This window comes from Gilliamella sp. Pas-s95, assembly GCF_009795795.1.
GTDB lineage: Bacteria > Pseudomonadota > Gammaproteobacteria > Enterobacterales > Orbaceae > Gilliamella > Gilliamella bombicola.
In genome coordinates, this window is record NZ_WTFC01000026.1 from 21,017 (window position 1) to 39,942 (window position 18,926).

18 protein-coding genes are annotated in these 18,926 nt (G+C 37.4%); 12 read left to right on the top strand and 6 right to left on the bottom strand.

The features are described 5' to 3' along the window. The first annotated feature begins 147 nt into the window (after positions 1–147). The 5 genes from rimP to truB all read left to right on the top strand — a co-directional run bounded on the left by rimP (position 148) and on the right by truB (position 6,174). On the top strand, positions 148–609 hold the full coding sequence (gene rimP, locus GQ598_RS07925; RefSeq protein WP_091345968.1) for a ribosome maturation factor RimP: 462 nt from the start codon (positions 148–150) through the stop codon (positions 607–609). A 16-nt stretch (positions 610–625) separates the two neighbouring features. After that, positions 626–2,101, top strand: a complete 1,476-nt coding sequence (gene nusA / locus GQ598_RS07930; RefSeq protein WP_091345966.1) for a transcription termination factor NusA — start codon at positions 626–628, stop codon at positions 2,099–2,101. A gap of 17 nt (positions 2,102–2,118) precedes the next feature. Further along, positions 2,119–4,755 (top strand): translation initiation factor IF-2, encoded by a 2,637-nt coding sequence (gene infB, locus GQ598_RS07935; protein ID WP_160403483.1) that lies wholly within the window; start codon positions 2,119–2,121, stop codon positions 4,753–4,755. A 65-nt stretch (positions 4,756–4,820) separates the two neighbouring features. Further along, positions 4,821–5,198 carry a 30S ribosome-binding factor RbfA gene (gene rbfA, locus GQ598_RS07940; RefSeq protein ID WP_065586528.1) on the top strand — a complete coding sequence of 126 codons (378 nt, stop codon included), beginning with the start codon at positions 4,821–4,823 and terminating at the stop codon, positions 5,196–5,198. A 67-nt stretch (positions 5,199–5,265) separates the two neighbouring features. Further along, positions 5,266–6,174: a tRNA pseudouridine(55) synthase TruB gene (gene truB / locus GQ598_RS07945; protein WP_160403485.1), complete on the top strand. Its 909-nt coding sequence runs from the start codon at positions 5,266–5,268 to the stop codon at positions 6,172–6,174. A gap of 584 nt (positions 6,175–6,758) precedes the next feature. Here the strand turns inward: truB and GQ598_RS07950 are convergent. Further along, positions 6,759–6,941, bottom strand: coding sequence for a hypothetical protein (locus GQ598_RS07950; RefSeq protein ID WP_160403487.1), 183 nt, complete (start codon positions 6,939–6,941; stop codon positions 6,759–6,761). Here GQ598_RS07950 and GQ598_RS07955 point away from each other — a divergent pair. After that, positions 6,940–7,167 (top strand): hypothetical protein, encoded by a 228-nt coding sequence (locus GQ598_RS07955; protein WP_160403489.1) that lies wholly within the window; start codon positions 6,940–6,942, stop codon positions 7,165–7,167. The two genes, GQ598_RS07950 and GQ598_RS07955, sit on opposite strands and share 2 nt — an antisense overlap. 69 nt (positions 7,168–7,236) lie before the next feature. Here GQ598_RS07955 and GQ598_RS07960 read toward each other — a convergent pair whose 3' ends face one another. Then, positions 7,237–8,283 carry a LacI family DNA-binding transcriptional regulator gene (locus GQ598_RS07960; protein WP_160403490.1) on the bottom strand — a complete coding sequence of 349 codons (1,047 nt, stop codon included), beginning with the start codon at positions 8,281–8,283 and terminating at the stop codon, positions 7,237–7,239. Positions 8,284–8,536: 253 nt separating this feature from the next. On the opposite strand from GQ598_RS07960, the gene GQ598_RS07965 reads away from it, so the two are divergent. From GQ598_RS07965 to dnaB, 4 genes are all read left to right on the top strand, one after another. Continuing rightward, on the top strand, positions 8,537–9,547 hold the full coding sequence (locus tag GQ598_RS07965) for a hypothetical protein (RefSeq protein WP_160403492.1): 1,011 nt from the start codon (positions 8,537–8,539) through the stop codon (positions 9,545–9,547). A gap of 202 nt (positions 9,548–9,749) precedes the next feature. Next, entirely contained in the window at positions 9,750–10,769 is a 1,020-nt protein-coding gene (locus GQ598_RS07970) for an aspartate-semialdehyde dehydrogenase (RefSeq protein ID WP_160403494.1), read from the top strand. Continuing rightward, positions 10,756–11,547, top strand: coding sequence for a tRNA pseudouridine(38-40) synthase TruA (gene truA, locus GQ598_RS07975; RefSeq protein WP_160403496.1), 792 nt, complete (start codon positions 10,756–10,758; stop codon positions 11,545–11,547). Before GQ598_RS07970 ends, truA begins: the two co-directional genes overlap by 14 nt. 48 nt (positions 11,548–11,595) lie before the next feature. Next, positions 11,596–13,020 carry a replicative DNA helicase gene (gene dnaB, locus GQ598_RS07980; RefSeq protein WP_160403498.1) on the top strand — a complete coding sequence of 475 codons (1,425 nt, stop codon included), beginning with the start codon at positions 11,596–11,598 and terminating at the stop codon, positions 13,018–13,020. Between the two features lie 123 nt (positions 13,021–13,143). Here dnaB and GQ598_RS07985 read toward each other — a convergent pair whose 3' ends face one another. The 4 genes from GQ598_RS07985 to GQ598_RS08000 are packed head-to-tail and all read right to left on the bottom strand — an operon-like array spanning position 13,144 to position 16,660. After that, on the bottom strand, positions 13,144–13,980 hold the full coding sequence (locus GQ598_RS07985; protein ID WP_160403500.1) for a metal ABC transporter permease: 837 nt from the start codon (positions 13,978–13,980) through the stop codon (positions 13,144–13,146). After that, positions 13,977–14,843: a metal ABC transporter permease gene (locus GQ598_RS07990; RefSeq protein ID WP_085247480.1), complete on the bottom strand. Its 867-nt coding sequence runs from the start codon at positions 14,841–14,843 to the stop codon at positions 13,977–13,979. Before GQ598_RS07990 ends, GQ598_RS07985 begins: the two co-directional genes overlap by 4 nt. Before the next feature lie 3 nt (positions 14,844–14,846). Continuing rightward, complete coding sequence (locus GQ598_RS07995) at positions 14,847–15,740, bottom strand: manganese/iron ABC transporter ATP-binding protein (RefSeq protein ID WP_085247479.1); 894 nt, start codon at positions 15,738–15,740, stop codon at positions 14,847–14,849. Continuing rightward, positions 15,740–16,660, bottom strand: coding sequence for a metal ABC transporter substrate-binding protein (locus GQ598_RS08000; protein ID WP_160403502.1), 921 nt, complete (start codon positions 16,658–16,660; stop codon positions 15,740–15,742). The genes GQ598_RS07995 and GQ598_RS08000 overlap by 1 nt, the downstream gene beginning before the upstream one ends. Before the next feature lie 394 nt (positions 16,661–17,054). Between GQ598_RS08000 and GQ598_RS08005 the strand changes: the two genes are divergently transcribed. Both GQ598_RS08005 and GQ598_RS08010 read left to right on the top strand, forming a co-directional pair. Continuing rightward, on the top strand, positions 17,055–17,975 hold the full coding sequence (locus tag GQ598_RS08005) for an L-lactate dehydrogenase (RefSeq protein ID WP_160403505.1): 921 nt from the start codon (positions 17,055–17,057) through the stop codon (positions 17,973–17,975). Between the two features lie 440 nt (positions 17,976–18,415). Then, a partial coding sequence (locus GQ598_RS08010; RefSeq protein ID WP_160403507.1) for a hypothetical protein occupies positions 18,416–18,926 on the top strand: 511 nt, incomplete at its 3' end.

An 18,926-nucleotide genomic window follows, 5' to 3' on the forward strand; every position in this document is an offset into this window, starting at 1 on the left:
AAAGTTCGAATGAAGTGGCTTCATTATAGTTAGTATTTAAATGTAAGCCTCGCATGTCGAGGTTTTTTTTGTGTTATGATTTAAACGTAAGTTTAAAAGAAATGTTGGGCTTTATGCCCTTTTTTATTTTTTGCAGTGGAGGTTTGTTTGGCTAATATAGAACAGCAATTAACCAACATTATCCAAGAGCCAGTTAATGCGCTTGGTTTTGAATTAGTCGGGGTTGAATATATTCGTGGTCGTTACCCTGTACTACGAGTCTATATCGATAGTGAGAATGGTATAACGGTTGATGATTGTGCTGATGTTAGCCGACAGATTAGTGCAGTACTGGATGTCGAAGACCCTATCAAAGATGCTTACAATCTTGAAGTTTCATCGCCAGGAATGGACAGGCCTTTGTTTACGCTTGAACATTACCTGCGTTTTGTTGGTGAAGAGGTCACAGTGAGTCTGCGTATTCCTGTTGCTAACCGTCGCAAATGGAAAGGACGAATTAAGTCTATCGATAGTGGGATGATTACATTAACTGTCGACGATAATGATGAAGTGTTTGCTTTTAGCAATATACAAAAAGCAAACATTGTACCTAATTTTAACCTTAAATAGAGTACGGATGTAAAGGATGAATAAAGAAATTTTAGCTGTTGTTGAAGCGGTATCAAACGAAAAAGCGCTTACGCGTGACAAAATTTTCGAAGCGTTAGAAACTGCATTAGCAACGGCCACTAAAAAGAAACATGCTGTTGATATTGATGTTGTTGTAAAAATTGACCATAAAACTGGCGATTATGATACCTTCCGTCGTTGGCTAGTTGTTAACGAAGTTACCCAACCAACGAAAGAAATTACATTAGATGCAGCACAATACGAAGATCCATCAGTGCAACTAGGCGATTATGTTGAAGAGCAAATTGAGTCAGTTGCTTTTGACCGTATCACCACGCAAACAGCTAAACAAGTTATTGTGCAAAAAGTGCGCGAAGCTGAACGTGCCATGGTGATTGACATGTTTAGACATCGTATTGGCGATATTGTGACAGGTATTGTCAAAAAGACCAATCGCGATAGTGTCATTCTTGACTTAGGCAACAATGCTGATGCCATGATGTCACGCCATGATATGTTACCGCGTGAAAATTTCCGTATTGGCGATCGTGTTCGAGGGATTTTATATCTTGTAGAACAGAATAATAAACCAGCACAACTTTGCATTAGCCGTTCGAACCCCGAAATGATGGAAGAACTATTCCGCATTGAAGTGCCTGAAATCGGTGAAGAGATGATCGACATCAAAGGCGCAGCTCGTGACCCGGGTTCACGTGCTAAAATTGCTGTTAGCAGTAATGACCGTCGTATTGATCCTGTTGGTGCTTGCGTTGGTATGCGTGGAGCGCGTGTACAAGCTGTATCGAATGAATTTGGTGGCGAACGTATTGATATTGTTTTATGGGACGATAACCCTGCACAATATGTAATCAATGCCATGGCACCTGCTGATGTGGTTTCGATCGTTGTTGATGAAGATAAACATACCATGGACGTTGCGGTAAATGCAGACACCTTACCACAAGCCATTGGTCGAAATGGTCAAAATATTCGTTTAGCATCTCAACTGACTGGTTGGACTTTAAATGTAATGAGTACCGAAGATTTGCAAGAAAAACACCATGCAGAATCTTTTGCAGCAATCAATAATCTAATTAAACATCTTGATATTGATGAAGGGCTTGCACAGCTATTAGTTGAAGAAGGCTTTACCTCGCTTGAGGAACTTGCCTATGTACCTGTTGATGAATTACTTGAAATCGAAGATCTTGATGAAGAACTAGTTGAAGCATTAAGAAACCGAGCAAAAGATGCATTAACAACACTTGCACTAGCAAATAGTGGCGACAAACAACCTGCTCAAGATTTACTTAATCTGCCAGGTATGACACAAGAGTTAGCTTATCAATTAGTGCAACATGACATCATTACTTTGGAAGATTTAGCAGAACAAGGTACCGAAGATCTAGCCGATATTGAAGGCTTAACAAGCAAACAAGCTGGCGATTTTATTATGGCTGCACGTAATATTTGTTGGTTTGCAGATGAATAATTGAGGAAAAGTAATACATGACCAAAGTATCAATAGAAACACTGGCTCAAGAAATCAACACTCCAGTGCAAACACTTTTGCAACAGTTTGCCGATGCAGGTATGAATAAAACTGCGTCTGATACTGTGACTCAAAAGGAAAAAGAAGCTTTGCTTGCCCACTTAAAACCTCAGCAAGGCCCAACAAAATTGACATTGCAACGTAAAACGCACTCAACCTTGAATGTGTCTAGCGGTGGTGGTAAAAGTAAAGAAATTAAAGTAGAAGTGCGTAAAAAACGCACTTTTGTTAAACGTGATCCAGCCGAAATTGCTGCTGAGCAAGAAAAAGCACGCCTTGAAGCTGAACAAAAAGCCAAAAAAGAGGCGGAAGAAAAAGAAAAACTAGCCGCACAAGAGGCAAAAAAACGCGAAGAAGCACAAGCTAAAAAACGTGCACAAGAAGAAAAAGCAAAAGCAGTGCAAGAACAATCCAACGATCCAAAAGTGAAAAAAGCGCAAGAAGAAAAAGCACGATTAGAAGCAGAAGCGAACGAAATTAAACGTAAAGCTGAAGAAGAAAATCGTCGTAAACTAGAAGAAGACGCTAAACGCATGGCTGAAGAAGCGCGCAAATTAGCTGAACAATATAGTAATATCGACGAAAAAGACACTACCGAAGATGAAGATTATCATGTTACAACTTCTAAATATGCCCGTGCAGCTGAAGACGACACCGATCGTGAGGTTGAAAGCGCGCGTGGTCGAGGTCGGAGTGGTAAACAAACTAAGCAGAAAAAAGGTAGCAAATTATCTGAAGGTAAAGCTGAGCGTGAAGAAGCACGTGCAGTGACTCGTAGTGGTCATAAAAAGAAAGGTAAAAGCACATTACAACAAGGCTTTAACAAACCAGTACAAGCAGTCAACCGTGACGTTGTGATTGGTGAAACCATCACTGTTGCTGAACTTGCTAACAAAATGGCCGTAAAAGGCTCTGAAGTGATTAAAACTATGATGAAAATGGGTGCGATGGCAACCATTAATCAGGTTATTGACCAAGAAACTGCGCAGCTTGTTGCTGAAGAAATGGGACATAAAGTGGTATTACGTCGTGAAAATGAGCTTGAAGAATCACTTATGAGCGACCGTGATACCGGTGCAGAAAAAGTTGCACGCGCGCCAGTTGTCACTATTATGGGGCATGTTGACCATGGTAAAACATCATTGCTTGACTATATCCGTAAAGCGAAAGTGGCATCAGGTGAAGCCGGTGGTATTACTCAGCACATCGGTGCTTATCATGTTAAAACCGCAAGCGGTGAAATTACATTTTTAGATACTCCGGGTCATGCGGCATTTACTTCAATGCGTGCGCGTGGTGCTAAAGCAACAGATATTGTGGTACTTGTAGTCGCAGCCGATGATGGTGTGATGCCACAAACCATTGAAGCAATTCAACATGCTAAAGCAGCAAACGTGCCAATTGTTGTTGCTGTGAACAAAATTGATAAACCAGAAGCCGATCCTGAGCGTGTAAAAGGTGAACTTGCTCAATATGGTGTAATGTCAGAAGATTGGGGTGGTGATACACAGTTTGTTCATGTTTCGGCTAAAGCAGGAACCGGTATTGATCAACTGCTTGAAGCTATTTTATTACAAGCGGAAGTGCTTGAACTTACCGCATACGAAACCGGTATGGCAAGTGGTGTGGTGATTGAATCATTCCTTGATAAAGGTCGTGGTTCGGTAGCTACTGTTCTTGTGCAATCAGGTACACTGCGTAAAGGCGACATTGTTCTTTGTGGATTTGAATATGGACGTATTCGCGCAATGCGTAACGAACTAGGTAAAGAAGTGACAGAAGCGGGTCCATCAATACCAGTTGAAATCCTTGGTTTGTCTGGGGTGCCATCAGCAGGTGATGAAGCAACTGTTGTGCGTGATGAAAAGAAAGCACGTGAAGTTGCCCTTTATCGACAAGGTAAATTCCGTGATGTGAAACTTGCTCGTCAGCAAAAAGCGAAACTTGAAAACATGTTTACTAATATGACAGAAGGCGATGTTTCTGAGCTTAATATCGTATTAAAAGCGGATGTTCAAGGTTCGACTGAAGCGATCTCTGATTCATTACTTAAGCTATCAACAGACGAAGTTAAAGTTAAAATTATTGGATCAGGCGTGGGTGGTATCACTGAAACTGACGCATCACTGGCAGCTGCATCAAATGCAATTATTTTAGGTTTCAACGTTCGTGCCGATGCATCAGCACGTAAAGTGATCGAATCAGAAAACTTAGATCTACGTTACTATTCTGTTATTTATGACTTAATTGATGAAGTTAAACAAGCAATGAGTGGTATGCTTGCACCAGAATACAAACAAGAAATCATTGGTCTTGCTGAAGTGCGTGATGTATTTAAATCACCTAAATTTGGTGCAATTGCTGGTTGTATGGTAACCGAAGGTGTGGTTAAACGTCACAATCCAATTCGTGTTCTACGTGATAATGTAGTTATCTATGAAGGTGAACTTGAATCATTACGTCGCTTTAAAGATGATGTTAATGAAGTCCGTAACGGAACCGAATGTGGTATTGGTGTACGTAACTATAACGATGTTCGCGTTGGCGATACGATCGAAGTCTTTGAAACCATCGAAATCAAGCGTACTATCTAATTATTACGCAATATGTTATAAGCAAGGTTTAGGCCTTGCTTATTCATTTTTTAAGGAAAATAGATATGGCAAAAGCATTTAATCGTTCATCTAGAGTTGGGCATGAATTGCAAAAAGAAATTGCAATTATCTTACAACGAGAAATCAAAGATCCTCGACTTGGCATGGTCACTGTTTCGGGTGTTGATATCTCGCGCGATCTTGCCTATGCTAAAGTGTTTGTCACTTTTTTAAATGACGATGATCCGCAAGTAATTGAACAAGGTTTAGCAGTACTTAATGATGCTAAAGGCTATATTCGCACTTTGATTGGCAAAGCTATGCGTTTGCGAATCATTCCTGAGATCAAATTCTTTTACGATGAGTCGCTCGTTAAAGGTATGCAAATGTCGAGTTTGGTGGCGGATGTTATCAAGCATGATAACGAGCGTCATAAAGATTAATATTAAAAAAATAGTCCTGAATTTTGTCAAAAAATTTCAGGTAACTATACATTTCAGTATAAAATAAATGATGAATATAAAAAGAACTCGCCGTGATCTTCACGGCGTTTTGTTACTAGACAAACCCCAAGGCATGACATCTAACGATGCGCTGCAAAAAGTGAAATGGTTATTTAATGCTAAAAAAGCGGGTCACACAGGGGCTCTTGATCCATTAGCGACAGGCATGTTGCCTATCTGTTTTGGTGAAGCGACCAAATTTTCACAGTATTTATTAGATTCAGATAAGCGCTACCGAGTGATTGCCAAACTTGGTGAACGTACAGATACCTCTGATGCTGATGGGCAAATTATTTGCACTAAGCCTGTCAACGTAACCGAATCGCAAATTAACCAAGCTTTAACACATTTTCGAGGTGATATTTTACAAGTACCAACCATGTTCTCGGCTTTAAAATATCAAGGAAAACCACTTTACGAATATGCTCGCCAAGGTATTATCATTGAACGTGAAGCTAGACCGATTACCGTTTACGAAAATCAATTTATCCAATTTGACGCCATAAAAAACGAATTAACCCTAGAAATACACTGCTCTAAAGGCACTTATATTCGCACAATTATTGATGATTTAGGTGAATTACTGGGTTGTGGGGCACATGTTATTTATTTAAGGCGTTTGCAAGTTTCCAATTACCCGATTGAAAACATGGTCACGTTAGAGCAGTTACAAAATATCGACCAGAAAGATGACTTACTTATGCCAGTTGACAGCCCATTACAAGATTGTCCCAAAATTACCCTGAGCGAGGCACAAGGAAAAGATATATTGTTAGGACGAACCATTGAACTTGAAAATACTACGCAAGTTGAAACCTTAGTGCGAATTTATCAAGACCAGCAATTTATTGGCGCCGGCGTGATGCAAAGTAACAAATTATCGCCAAAACGATTAATATCAACATTCATCAACTAGTCTTGCTTGGTTTAAATCTCACCGCAAAAAACAAGTTCTTCAAGCTAGTGGTTTTTAATGACTTGGTTAGATATGAAACGGTATAGACTCCTGAATCTTTTTTACAAGATAATAAGCTATACCAATGTAAGAAATGGGCAAATAGTACAGTAGAAGTTGTGATTGTAAACTAGGTTCAGAAAATCTCTGCCTAAACTATAATTTTAATATAAAGACGATTTGGTACTCAGTTATTTTTACCAAAGCGAATTTGCTACTTTTTGCTGTACTAGTTAAAAGGATAGTTACAACTCCCTTATCGTTATTTAGAAATTGATTTAGGAATCCAGCAAATTGCTAAAATACCAACAGTAAAAGTCAGTGTACTTGCAACGAAAATTGCGATCTTGCAGATCATAAATAGACTATGAAGATACAGCCACTGCAATTCATAAAGATAGCGGATAGAATTGTTGCTTCTTAGGGACTAAATAACACAAAACGAATTGAATTTGACTGAGTGCTATATATCCTCTATTCAAAAATAAAAAATACACTTATTCCTATTTTTCTTACAAAAACGGTCAGAAAAGTTATTGATTTTATTAATGTTTTTTTTTGTGTGTTTCCTGTATCGGTAAAGGCGGATTTGTTATCATGGTTGGTAACAAAACATTTATAAAATATTGAATTTTCATGCCATATTTATGGCAAAACTCTTTAATAGGAATACTTGCTTCAACTTCTTTTAAAATAGATACGATTTGATGCTCTGTCATCTTTTTCATGTTTCAATCCTCTTTTACCTTTATCATAGAGAATTTTCTACTTTTGGGCTGTACTATTTTAGGGGGTAGTTACACTGCGGTAGCGAAAGGGGTGATTATTATCTGTAATAAAGAGGAACAAAAACAAGATATCAACGAATTAAGTTGTGATACTTGGCATGTCAATAACGAGCTCAAACATATCTTTAACCAAGAAAAAGAACAAGAAATCATCGACCAAATGTAACTAGTAAGTGAACTTGGAGGTGAAACGTTGATTACAATAAGTTTAACAATAAATCATGCGGCTCAAACATTAATAAAACATCGATTCAGTGTTAATGATTGTACAGCGCTTAATGGGTTTTATTGTGTTTTCTATAAGCTCACACAGTAAAGTCGCCGATTTTTGGCCCATTTTAAACAATGGTTTATTTATTCTGCACAGGTTATCTAATTCATTGTATTTAAGTTCCTTAGAAGCACTAAAATACGATATTGTAAGTGGTTTAGTCAGTTTTGCTTTATTTTCATTGGCTTGATGCAACGCTCCCAGAATCATGCTATCAGGTGATTGGTGGTGTTGTTCTTTATAGTTATTTTTATTCAAGTAATTTAAACTAAAATGATCGGTACAAATAATCGCGGTAGGTGATGTTGTGCTGTTTATTAGTTTATTTACCGCCGATCTAGCATGTTGATAGGTAAAGCAGCCGTGAATAATATATTGGGGTTCAATTGCAATGCTGGCGCGCAGTAAAGCTTGTTTATAACCTTGTAGCAAAAGCATGGAGCTGGTTAGTGTTTCATCGTTAAGCAAAATGGCAATTTTGCTATGTGATTTACCAATCAAATATTTTGTTATTTGATGCCCAATTAACAAATGATCAAAGTGTACACAAATAAAATCAAGCGAAAAGTGATTAACTAATACAATAGGTGGTAATGTATTTTTATAAGCAACCAATGTTTTTAAGTAGGGAGCATCATTAATAATGATAATTCCGTCAAAGGCATTTTGAGCAACATAACGAATAATATGATGGATATCACTTTTATTATTATAAGGAAACTGCAAATAAAACACTTGATACTGCTTTTCTTTTAGTTCTTGTTCTAAACCAATATTGATTAAGCTCTTTGAAAAAAGTTGGTTATCAATAATTAATATCTTGCCACTGTTATGTATTGGTTTATAGGGTTTGAAATTTTTTGATGTGTCCATATTTAATTCCTCAATAGCTTTATAAACTCGTAGTTGTATTTGAGAGGATGTTAAATGTGGTTTCTTTAACACTCTAGATACCGAAGCGACTGATGTGTTGGCTTTTTTGGCAATTGTTGATAGGGTGATTTTTTTCATATTAATAAATAAAATTAATTAAAATGGCTTATCACTTTACTGATATTGAGTTGTTTTGTAAGGGATCGAATTTTGTTTTGTCGATCTGTGTTCCAAAATATCTATCATAGCTATCTAAACCGCTTAAACGGATATGCTGTATCAAAAATATGGCATAAGTAATATAACCATGTTATATATAACGTGAAAAATATACTTGAATGAAAAATTAGAATGAAATGATTCTAACATGAGGTAGAAAAAGGAATTTGATATGAAACTGAAACTTTTATTGGGCGCAATTTTATTTATGTTTAGTTATTGTGTCTGTGGTCAATTACTTGATATTAACTCTAAATATCGTGGTGAACCATTTTTTATGAGTGTTGATATGTATCAATTGCAACAAGATTGTGCTAGAAACGAAGATGAATATAATCAACTCGATAAAAAAGAAAAGATAAAATATGATAGCCGTTGCCCACTCAACAATTTGAAATTTGATTTTAAACAGTTAGATAAATTAATCGATGATGATCCTATAGTCTACAATGGTAATGATTTTCAACTAAAATTGAGCATTAGCCCAATTAATCCTAAGAATCAAAACGAAGAAGATTTACCTAATTTAGGGCGAGATATTACGTTATCTTTAATCAGCAAAAATCAGGTAATTGATAAGCTTTTTTTAGCAAATAATTCTTTTTCTAATAATCCTAATCTTTGGAATGGCTATCAGCATTACTATATTGCACCAAGTGGCGATATTTACACATTATTGTCAATAAAATCAGAGCCGATTGAAGATGAGTCTGGAACTTTTCCTACATTATGGAAGCATTACAATATTGATACAAGTAATATGAAATTTGTGCTTAAAGAGATGCAAATCAATATGCCAGAAGCAACTTATCACATTATCTATCCTAACCAATTTAATATTAAATTTCACGAAGGCGCTGTTGAGTATGGTTTAACATTAGAAGAATCAATTGCATTTTTTGAACAATCATCTAAGGATGGCTCTTCCGATTATAGTCTCGCTACTAGAGTTTATCGTTATTATCAAGATCAGCTAAAAGAAAAAGTAAATCAACTTGATAACAAAAAACAACAACAAGATTCATTTACAGCATTAAAACAAAACATAAGTAAAATGTGTTTAGCTACACCAGCTCCAATTCATGAAAGTGATATCGAACTTTATTTACATAAAGTACTTACTTGTTTAATTGAGCAGGATCGACAAGCAATACAACACGCGGAAGATGAGTTAGGTAGCTAGATATTAATATAATAATCGAGTTAACTATAATTAAAAGCTCAGTATCAACAAAGCCATCTTGATGATGGCTTATCGTTTTACTGTTCAGACTTATAGTCAAATAAAATCTATTCATCTAATGCTATTGTTATATATCTTTTTCCGCTATCTTTGACAATATAGTGATATAATTACCGCTAAATTTTTTATTGGGTTTATAAATATGTCTGCATGGAATATTGCTATTGTGGGGGCGACAGGCCAAGTTGGTTCTGCGCTAGTTGAGTTACTACAGCAACGTAGTTTACAAGACAGTAATCTAAAAATTGAAAATCTTTATTTAGTCGGTAGCGACAATAGTGCTGGCGAAATAGTTCGCTTTGCTGGCAAAAATTTAACGGTGATTGATAGTACGCAAATGGATTGGAGCGAGTGCCATTTTGCTTTTTTCGTCGCTGGTGCTAAAACTAGTGAAAAGTATGCGCAAGTTGCTGCAGAATCTGGATGTGTGGTGATTGATGCAAGTGGCTATTTTGCTCAGCAAGATCATATTCCATTAGTGGTACCTAAAGTTAATAACAGTGTATTGACCGAATACCGTAATGAAAACATCATTGCCGTTGCTAGTGCCACTGTATGCCAGTTGTTGCGTTGTGTTGCTTCGTTAACTGATATGGAATTATTAACAAATTTACATGCGACTAGTTTTATCCCAGCATCATTGTATGGTAAGCCGGGTGTTGATGAGCTGGCCGGGCAAAGTGCTCGATTGTTAAATGGTATGCCAGTTGATAATCAACTGTTTGATAAGCAATTAGCCTTTAATCTATTGCCGGTATCGCATGAACATCACGATGCAATACTAGGAGAAAAATCCCAAGTTGATCAAATCCGTAAAGTATTGAGTAATTATGAACTTCCTGTCTCTATCGAGTCAGTGATTGTGCCCGTGTTTTATGGCGTTTCACAAGCAATTAATGTATCAAGTAGCTTGCCAATTGAATTAGATATGGCACGCTTTGGTGAATTTGGTGTTGAAGTGCAAGGCGATAACTTGCCAACGCCAGTGACCGAAGTCAGTACCGAATCAGAACACAATTTGGTTATAAAGTTGGCGAATTTAAGACACAGTTATGGTCATTATGAACAAATTCAATTTTGGTCAGTAGCCGATAATATCCGTTATTTAGGAGCATTGATGTTAATTGAGACGCTTGAGATCCTGATTAATGACTACCTGTAAAATTGCCCTTGGTATTGAATATGATGGTAGTGGTTATTTTGGCTGGCAACGTCAGCAATCTGTCGATTCTATTCAAGAGCGGCTAGAATCTGCATTATCAATTATTGCTAATGCGCCAATCAGCGTATTTTGTGCTGGTCGAACCGATGCTGGCGTGCATGCTACAGGACAAGTTGTGCATTTTGAAACTCAAGCCGAGCGCTCACCGAGTGCTTGGACAATGGGCGTTAATTCGCATTTACCTGATAATATTGCAGTGCGCTGGTCGCAAATAGTTGAGGATAGTTTTCATGCAAGGTTTAGTGCGACAGCTCGGCGTTATCGTTATGTGATCTATAATCATCGTTATCGCCCTGCGATTTTAGCTAAAGGGGTATCGCATTATTATTTACCGCTTAATGAAACTTTAATGCACCAAGCTGCGCAGTATTTATTAGGCGAAAATGATTTTTCATCATTTCGAGCGGCTCAATGCCAATCAAGAACGCCTTGGCGCAATATTCATCATATTGAAGTGACAAGGCAGGGTGCATATATTATTGTTGATATAAAAGCCAATGCATTTGTGCACCACATGGTACGCAATATTGTGGGTAGTTTACTTGAAGTTGGAGCGGGAAATCAGCGTCCAGAGTGGATTTATGAACTTTTGCAAGCTAAGGACAGAACGCAAGCTGCCGCAACAGCAAAACCAGAAGGATTATATTTAGTTCAGGTGGATTATCCATCTGAATACCAAATACCCGATCCTAGTTTAGGTCCATTATTTTTAAGATAAGCGAAGTAGCTTAGCAATAAATTCAATTTAGAACAAAAGATGAATGTAATGAATACTGATCGAACAAGAGCAAACAAAGATTCTAAAAATCAAGAAGCAGAAAAATCCAATCTGCACAATATCAAGCTTCCACCGCACTCAATCGAAGCTGAACAAGCGGTGCTGGGTAGCTTGATGCTTGATAATCAACGTTGGGATGCGGTATCTGAAATGATCACTGAGCGAGATTTTTACTCGCGTCATCATCAATTGATCTTTTCTGAAATGCATACCTTGGTCAGCAAAGGGACGCCAATTGATTTAATTACTCTTTCAGAAAGTCTTGAAAGTAAAGACATATTAGCCGATGTAGGTGGATTTGCTTATTTGGCTGAGCTTTCTAAAAACACCCCAAGTGCGATTAATGTTGTTGCTTATAGCGATATTATTCGCCAACAAGCGATTTTGCGTGAATTAATTAGTGCATCAAATGATATTGCCGATAACTGTTATGCCACCGAAGGGCGCGATAGTACCGAAATTTTAGACTTGGCGGAAAGTAAAATATTTCAGATTGCTGAAAGCCGAACTAAACAAGGCGAAGGACCAAAAAGTATTACTGAAGTACTAGAAGCAACAGTGGCTAAGATTGAAGAGTTATTCCAACGTCCACATGATGGTGTGACAGGGGTTTCAACCGGTTATACTGATTTAGATAAAAAAACGGCTGGTTTACAGCGTTCCGATTTAATTATTATTGCAGCAAGGCCATCAATGGGTAAAACCACCTTTGCCATGAATTTGTGTGAAAATGCTGCCCTAGAGCAAGAAAAGCCGGTGTTAATATTCAGCTTAGAAATGCCATCAGAACAAATTATGATGCGTATGTTAGCGTCACTTTCGCGTGTTGACCAAACTCGAATTCGAACAGGGCAATTACAAGACGATGATTGGGCAAGAATTTCAAGCACTATGGGATTATTGCTGGAAAAGAAAAATATCTATATCGATGACTCATCAGGTTTAACGCCAATGGAGTTACGCTCAAGAGCCAGACGTATTTATCGTGAGCATAAAGGATTAAGTATGATTATGGTTGATTACTTACAGCTTATGCGAGTACCAAATATTTCTGAAAACCGAACATTAGAAATTGCCGAAATATCGCGCTCACTAAAAGCTTTGGCGAAAGAGTTACAAATTCCTGTTGTTGCACTTTCACAGCTTAACCGTAGCTTAGAGCAACGTGCTGATAAAAGACCTGTTAACTCAGACTTGCGTGAATCAGGCTCTATTGAACAAGATGCTGATGTGATTATGTTTATCTATCGTGACGAGGTGTATAACGAAGCATCAGAACATAAAGGTATTGCTGAAATCATTTTAGGAAAACAACGAAACGGACCAATTGGTAAAGTACGATTAAAATTCCAAGGTCAGTTTTCACGTTTTGATAATTATGCAGATAACAGTAAATATCTGGATGATGAGTAAAAACTAAAAGTAATAAGCATCGATACAGCGTAAATACAGTTACAAATATATTTACGCTGTTTTTTTATAGCTATTAACAATGTAGTTTTAATAGTGATTTCAATAGTAGTTTCAAAAATTAATTTAACGGCGCACTTTTTTGTGAGCAACAAACTGGTAAGTTTGGGCAAATAAAAAAAGAGTTGCTTGTAAAATAACGATACAAGCGCTGGTTGACGCATCTATATAATAACTTATTAACGTTCCTATCACTGTTGAAAATGTTGAAACCAATACGGCAATCACTAACATCCATTCAAAGCGTTTACTTAATGAAAAAGCTGTGATGCCTGGGGCTATCAACATTGCAATAACTAAAATCATCCCAGCGACTTTTAATGATCCTACAATAGTTAAAGCCAAAACACTCAACAAACCATAATGTAGTAACTTAACGGGTAGTCCTACAACTTTAGCTTGCACTGGATCGAAGCAATAGAGCATTAGATCACGACGTTTAATAATAATTAAAAGTGACACAATTACAGCAATGAAGATGATCTGTTTAAGCTCGTCATAACTGGTGCCGAGCACACTACCAAATAGGATATGATTTAAATGTTGCGATGTATCTACTTTGGAAAATAACACTAAGCCAAAAGCAAACATCCCCGAAAACACAATTCCCATGACCGTATCTTCTTTAATGCGACTGTTTTCTTTAATATAACCTGTTGCAACCGAGCAAAATAGGCCTGAAGCAAAAGCACCAATGATAATAGGGATACCTGCTACATATGCCAGCACAATGCCGGGTAAAACCGCATGCGAAATCGCATCCCCCATTAACGACCAACCTTTTAAAACTAAAAAACAAGATAGTAGGGCACACACAATACCGGTTGCTAACGAAGCTAAGATTGCGCGCTGAATAAGGGGAAGAGTAAGTGGATAATAGATATATTCCCAAAACTCTGTCATACCTGCCCCCTTTTATTTAAACGGCTTTGGCGGATCCTAAGGCGATTTACAATTAACCCTTGCTGTGGAGCAAATAAGAATGCAGCAATAAATATTAGCGTTTGCAACGTAACAATAACGCCACCAGTTTCGCCATTTAAAAAGTAACTGATCCAAGCACCAATAGCACTTGTTATCGCACCAATTAGAACCGAAATAATCAATAAGTGCGAAAATCGATTAGTCAATAAGTAAGCGGTTGCACCGGGTGTAACAACCATAGCAATTACTAAAATGGCTCCAACAGTTTGCAGTGCCGCAACAGTGCAGGCACTTAAAATGGTAAAAAATAGGATTTTTAACGGTAGTGGTTTTAATCCAATGGATCGGGCATGGGTTTCATCAAAAAAAACGACTAATAAATCCTTCCAAAAAAAGAAAAGTAATATAAATGACACCAAAATAATGATTTGCACTTGCCACATATCACTATCATCAATTCCTAGAATATTACCAAATATAATGGTTTGCGCATTGATTGATGTTGGATTGAGCGAAATAATTAACAAACCGACAGCAAAAAAGGTTGAAAAGATAAAACCAATAATGGCATCTGCTTTTAATCGCGTAAAGGCACGCACTAGCGTAATGGCTAGCGCAGCGAGTAATCCGGTAAAAAAAGCACCAACAGAATAAGGTACCCCCAATGCATAAGCCCCTGCAACACCAGGCACGACAGAATGCGAAAGCGCATCGCCCATGAGTGACCAACCTTTTAACATTAAAAAAGCCGATAAAAAGGCACAGGCAGCACCCACAATACTACTTACCCAAATTGCTTTTAACATAAAACCGTAGGTGAATGGCTCAAGTAATAGTTCCATTTATTATTGCCCTTTTGGTTCATTATCGTGATGGTTAACCAGCAAATCTCGATGAGGCGAGTCATGCTTACCTTCCCCATAAAAAATTGCAGCGCGTTCATCATCGGTTAAGATCGATACTTTACGAGGATCTTCATCATCGTGCAATTTCTCGCCCGACAAACTCAGATAACGCAGGGCACCACCAAAGGTGGTCATTAAATTTTGTGGTGTAAAGGTTGTTTTAGTTGGACCAAAGGCCAAAACAGTTTGATTAATTAACACCACTTGATCGCAAAATTCAGGCACACTACCTAGGTTATGAGTTGAAACTAAAATCAAATGGCCTTCTTTACGTAGATCTTTCAACAGATCAATAATGGCATTTTCAGTTTTAACATCAACTCCAGTAAAGGGTTCATCTAACAATAGCACTTTACCTTGCTGAGCTAACGCTCGAGCTAAAAATACCCGTTTTTTTTGCCCACCTGACAGCTCACCAATCTGACGATGTTTAAAATCGAGCATATTGACACGTTCAAGGGCAAGATCGACTTGTTTTTTATCTTCTTTACTTGGAATACGTAAAAAAGACATATGCCCATATCGCCCCATCATGACCACGTCTGACACCAGGACAGGAAAATCCCAATCGACCTCTTCGGTTTGTGGCACATAAGCAATGATATTTTGTTTTAAGGTCTGCTTAACTGACATATCATTAAATGTGACATGACCACGAGTTGGACGAACCATCCCCATAATGCTTTTAAATAACGTCGATTTACCACTACCATTAACGCCAACTAACGCACAGATAGTGCCACCATTTAAGCGAAAGCTAGCATCATAAATTGCGGTATGACCATTATTATAAGTCACGGTGATATCATCAACATTCAAGCAAATTTGAGTCATTATTTTTCAAATCCTTTAGCGATAGTTTCAACGGTCACTTTGAGTAGATCAATATAAGTGGGTACAGGGCCATCTTTAGTTGAAAGTGAATCGACATATAAAACGCCGCCATATTTAATATCGGTTTCTTTACTAACTTGTTTAGCGGGCTTATCTGAAATAGTACTCTCACTAAAAATAACAGGAATATCATTTGCTCTAACTAAATCAATTAAATGCCTAACTTGCTGGGGGGTACCTTGTTGCTCGGCATTGATTGGCCAAAGGTAAGCCTCTTTCAAATTATAGTCACGAGCCAAATAACTAAACGCGCCCTCACTGGTGACTAACCAACGTTTAGCTTCAGGAATTTTAGCTAAACGTTCACGTAATGGTGCATCAAGTGCTTTAATTTTAGCAATATAATCGGCTGCATTTTTATTATAAATCTCTGCATTTTTAGGATCATATTTAACAAACGCCGCACGGATATTTTCAACATAAATTAAAGCCAACGTTGGCGACATCCAAGCATGCGGATTTGGGTTACCTTTATAGCTACCTTCTTGAATTGGCATTGGCTCAATACCCTCTGTCACTACAACCGAAGGTACATCTTTGACATCTTCAAAAAAGCGTTTAAACCAAAGCTCTAAATTAAGGCCATTCCATAACACTAAATCGGCGGAAAGCACTTTGGTAATGTCTTTGGGGGTGGGATCGTACTCATGAATTTCAGCCCCGACTTTAGTAATTGACTCAACCTCAGCAGCATCACCAGCAACATTTTGTGCGATATCTTGAATAATGGTAAAGGTGGTAACTACTTTAAACTTTTTTCCTACCGCATGGGAAGATTCAGAAAGACCGGTCAAAATAATTAACGAAGTTAAGATAACCTTTAATAACGTTTTGCGGTTTTTAAAAAAAATGAACTTCATTAGCGACTCCTTGCAAACAACACATAATCAAATAACAAAATTCAGTGATAGCGATATAACAATCAAGCAGAGATCTTTTATTTAATTAGTTATAATAATGAAACAGCAATAAGATTAAATGTTAATGAGAATTATTATCATTTAGTTCAATAAAGTCAAATCCTTTTTAAAACTCGCTGTTTCTTGCTTTATTATTGCCATAACGATAGCCTGAATTTATTGTATATAAAACTCAATTAAATAGTAGGTAATTCCGTCTATTTAACTAATAGTTAGCACAATACAAATAATTAACTGGGTTGCAATAATGTCTCTTTATTGATAATACCTAAAGGTATATTATTGAGCTAATTTTTACCGTTTTACCTATTTCTTAAATCAAGAGAGGCTTAACATGAAATTACGAAAAGTAATGATTATTGGCGTGGGTAATGTTGGATCAACAACAGCTTATACATTGGTTAACCGAGGCATTTGTGAAGAAATCGCACTCGTTGACCTCAATAAAGAGCTAGCCTATGGACATGCGCAAGACTTATTAGATGCCGCTGCTTATCGGCAAAACATGGTTAAAGTTAGCTTGCGTGAATCGACAGATTGTGCTGACATAGATATTGCCATTATCACCGTCACATCAGGCATAGCCCAAAAAAGCCGAGCCGAAGAACTTGCTGGCACATCTAAAATTGTTGCTAGCATTGTACCTAACATGATGAGTAATGGATTTAAAGGCATCTTCTTAATTGCAACCAACCCTTGCGACGCCATCACATATCAAGTCTGGAAACTATCAGGTCTACCTCGTCACCGAGTGATTGGCACAGGAGTATGGCTTGATACGGTGCGATTACGTCGATTATTGGGTGAAAAAATGGACATAGGTCCACAAAGCATTGACGCCTTTATTGTAGGCGAACATGGTGATTCACAGTTTCCTGTTTGGTCTCATTCATCAGTTTATGGTATTAATCTCAATGATTTAGAAAAAAACAAAATTGATTTTGACGAAGTGGGTAGCCAAGCTCGAAAAATGGGCTTTGAAATAGCGAATCGGAAACACTGTACCGAATACGGTATTGCCAGCACTATTACCGAAATATGCCAACATATATTCACCAACAGCCACCGAGCATTAGCGCTCAGTTGTATTTTAGACGGAGAGTATGGCTATAAAAATGTTGCTATTGGTGTCCCTGCAATTTTAGATCAGCATGGAATCAAAAAAGTGATCAAGCTTGATTTTACCGAAAATGAAAAACAACTCTTTGAAAAAAGTGTCAATATTGTGAAAGGGTATATTGATCAAATTATATAAATTGCAGTAAAAACATTTTAATACCTAGTATTATATATAAAGTATAAAATAGCTGGGAGTGGTTTGGTTTAGGACGTTTTGGCCTTTTAAAAAATAAATGGCATCTGTGCGCACGAGTTGAAGGATTTTTATACGAAATCCTATAAAGCCAAACCACACCCCCCTTCTTGACGTGCTAATCTTACTTAGTTGTCGGCATTTTTAAAGGCAATAAAAAAACAACCGGGAAAATCATTCCCCGAAGCACACCAACGTAAGCTGATTTAATCTTTAACAAAACTTTAAATTTTTTAACAAAAAACTAGCGTATTATTTTTCAACAGGTTATAATTTCATCGCTTTTAAAGCAAGGGAAAGCTCATTAGTTGAGCAGTCAATTATAAAAAATCGAAATAAAACAAAAATTTACTTGACAGGATAATCGAAATGCGCTATCATGTATGGCATCTGGCATCTGGCATCTGGCCTGCCAAACCTACGCCCTAAATCTTTTTCATTTTCACCGTAGTCGAAACCAGACTCAATTCTCATTTTTATCATCGAGTTCATTATTGAGCTTGACATCATCGACAAAGTTGTCGTTGAGGCCGAGGCTCTTATTGAGGTCGTGCTTAGCATTTGCTCCATTGTTATTATTGTCTTATTCGCAAGGTTCTCAGGCATTGTCGGCTTATACCTCAAAAGTGATTGAAGGTTCTGCTCCGTATTTAACATTTGATGGAGGTCGAACTAAGTTGACCACTACTGACATGTTATTGTCTATTAGATTGCCTGATGGTCGAATCATCACATCGTCAACTAATACATCAAGTGCCACAAATCCAATAAAGTTAATAAATGGAAGTACGCTTGGTGATATAGGCATGATAATTCCTCCATCAGTGACTTCAGTGAGTCTAGATGATTTAGTGCATCGCTATTATTTTTGGAATGATGATGATGGGGATGGTG

Excerpts from the sequence above, each read along its gene's own strand:
- dnaB (WP_160403498.1), top strand. The coding sequence starts at position 11,596 with ATGAATACTGATCGAACAAGAGCAAACAAAGATTCTAAAAATCAAGAA.
- GQ598_RS07960 (WP_160403490.1), bottom strand. The coding sequence starts at position 8,283 with ATGAAAAAAATCACCCTATCAACAATTGCCAAAAAAGCCAACACATCA.
- GQ598_RS07985 (WP_160403500.1), bottom strand. The coding sequence starts at position 13,980 with ATGACAGAGTTTTGGGAATATATCTATTATCCACTTACTCTTCCCCTT.
- infB (WP_160403483.1), top strand. The coding sequence starts at position 2,119 with ATGACCAAAGTATCAATAGAAACACTGGCTCAAGAAATCAACACTCCA.
- truB (WP_160403485.1), top strand. The coding sequence starts at position 5,266 with ATGATGAATATAAAAAGAACTCGCCGTGATCTTCACGGCGTTTTGTTA.
- GQ598_RS07965 (WP_160403492.1), top strand. The coding sequence starts at position 8,537 with ATGAAACTGAAACTTTTATTGGGCGCAATTTTATTTATGTTTAGTTAT.
- GQ598_RS08005 (WP_160403505.1), top strand. The coding sequence starts at position 17,055 with ATGAAATTACGAAAAGTAATGATTATTGGCGTGGGTAATGTTGGATCA.
- GQ598_RS07970 (WP_160403494.1), top strand. The coding sequence starts at position 9,750 with ATGTCTGCATGGAATATTGCTATTGTGGGGGCGACAGGCCAAGTTGGT.
- GQ598_RS08000 (WP_160403502.1), bottom strand. The coding sequence starts at position 16,660 with ATGAAGTTCATTTTTTTTAAAAACCGCAAAACGTTATTAAAGGTTATC.
- truA (WP_160403496.1), top strand. The coding sequence starts at position 10,756 with ATGACTACCTGTAAAATTGCCCTTGGTATTGAATATGATGGTAGTGGT.
- GQ598_RS07995 (WP_085247479.1), bottom strand. The coding sequence starts at position 15,740 with ATGACTCAAATTTGCTTGAATGTTGATGATATCACCGTGACTTATAAT.
- nusA (WP_091345966.1), top strand. The coding sequence starts at position 626 with ATGAATAAAGAAATTTTAGCTGTTGTTGAAGCGGTATCAAACGAAAAA.
- GQ598_RS07990 (WP_085247480.1), bottom strand. The coding sequence starts at position 14,843 with ATGGAACTATTACTTGAGCCATTCACCTACGGTTTTATGTTAAAAGCA.
- GQ598_RS07950 (WP_160403487.1), bottom strand. The coding sequence starts at position 6,941 with ATGAAAAAGATGACAGAGCATCAAATCGTATCTATTTTAAAAGAAGTT.
- rbfA (WP_065586528.1), top strand. The coding sequence starts at position 4,821 with ATGGCAAAAGCATTTAATCGTTCATCTAGAGTTGGGCATGAATTGCAA.
- GQ598_RS07955 (WP_160403489.1), top strand. The coding sequence starts at position 6,940 with ATGTTTCAATCCTCTTTTACCTTTATCATAGAGAATTTTCTACTTTTG.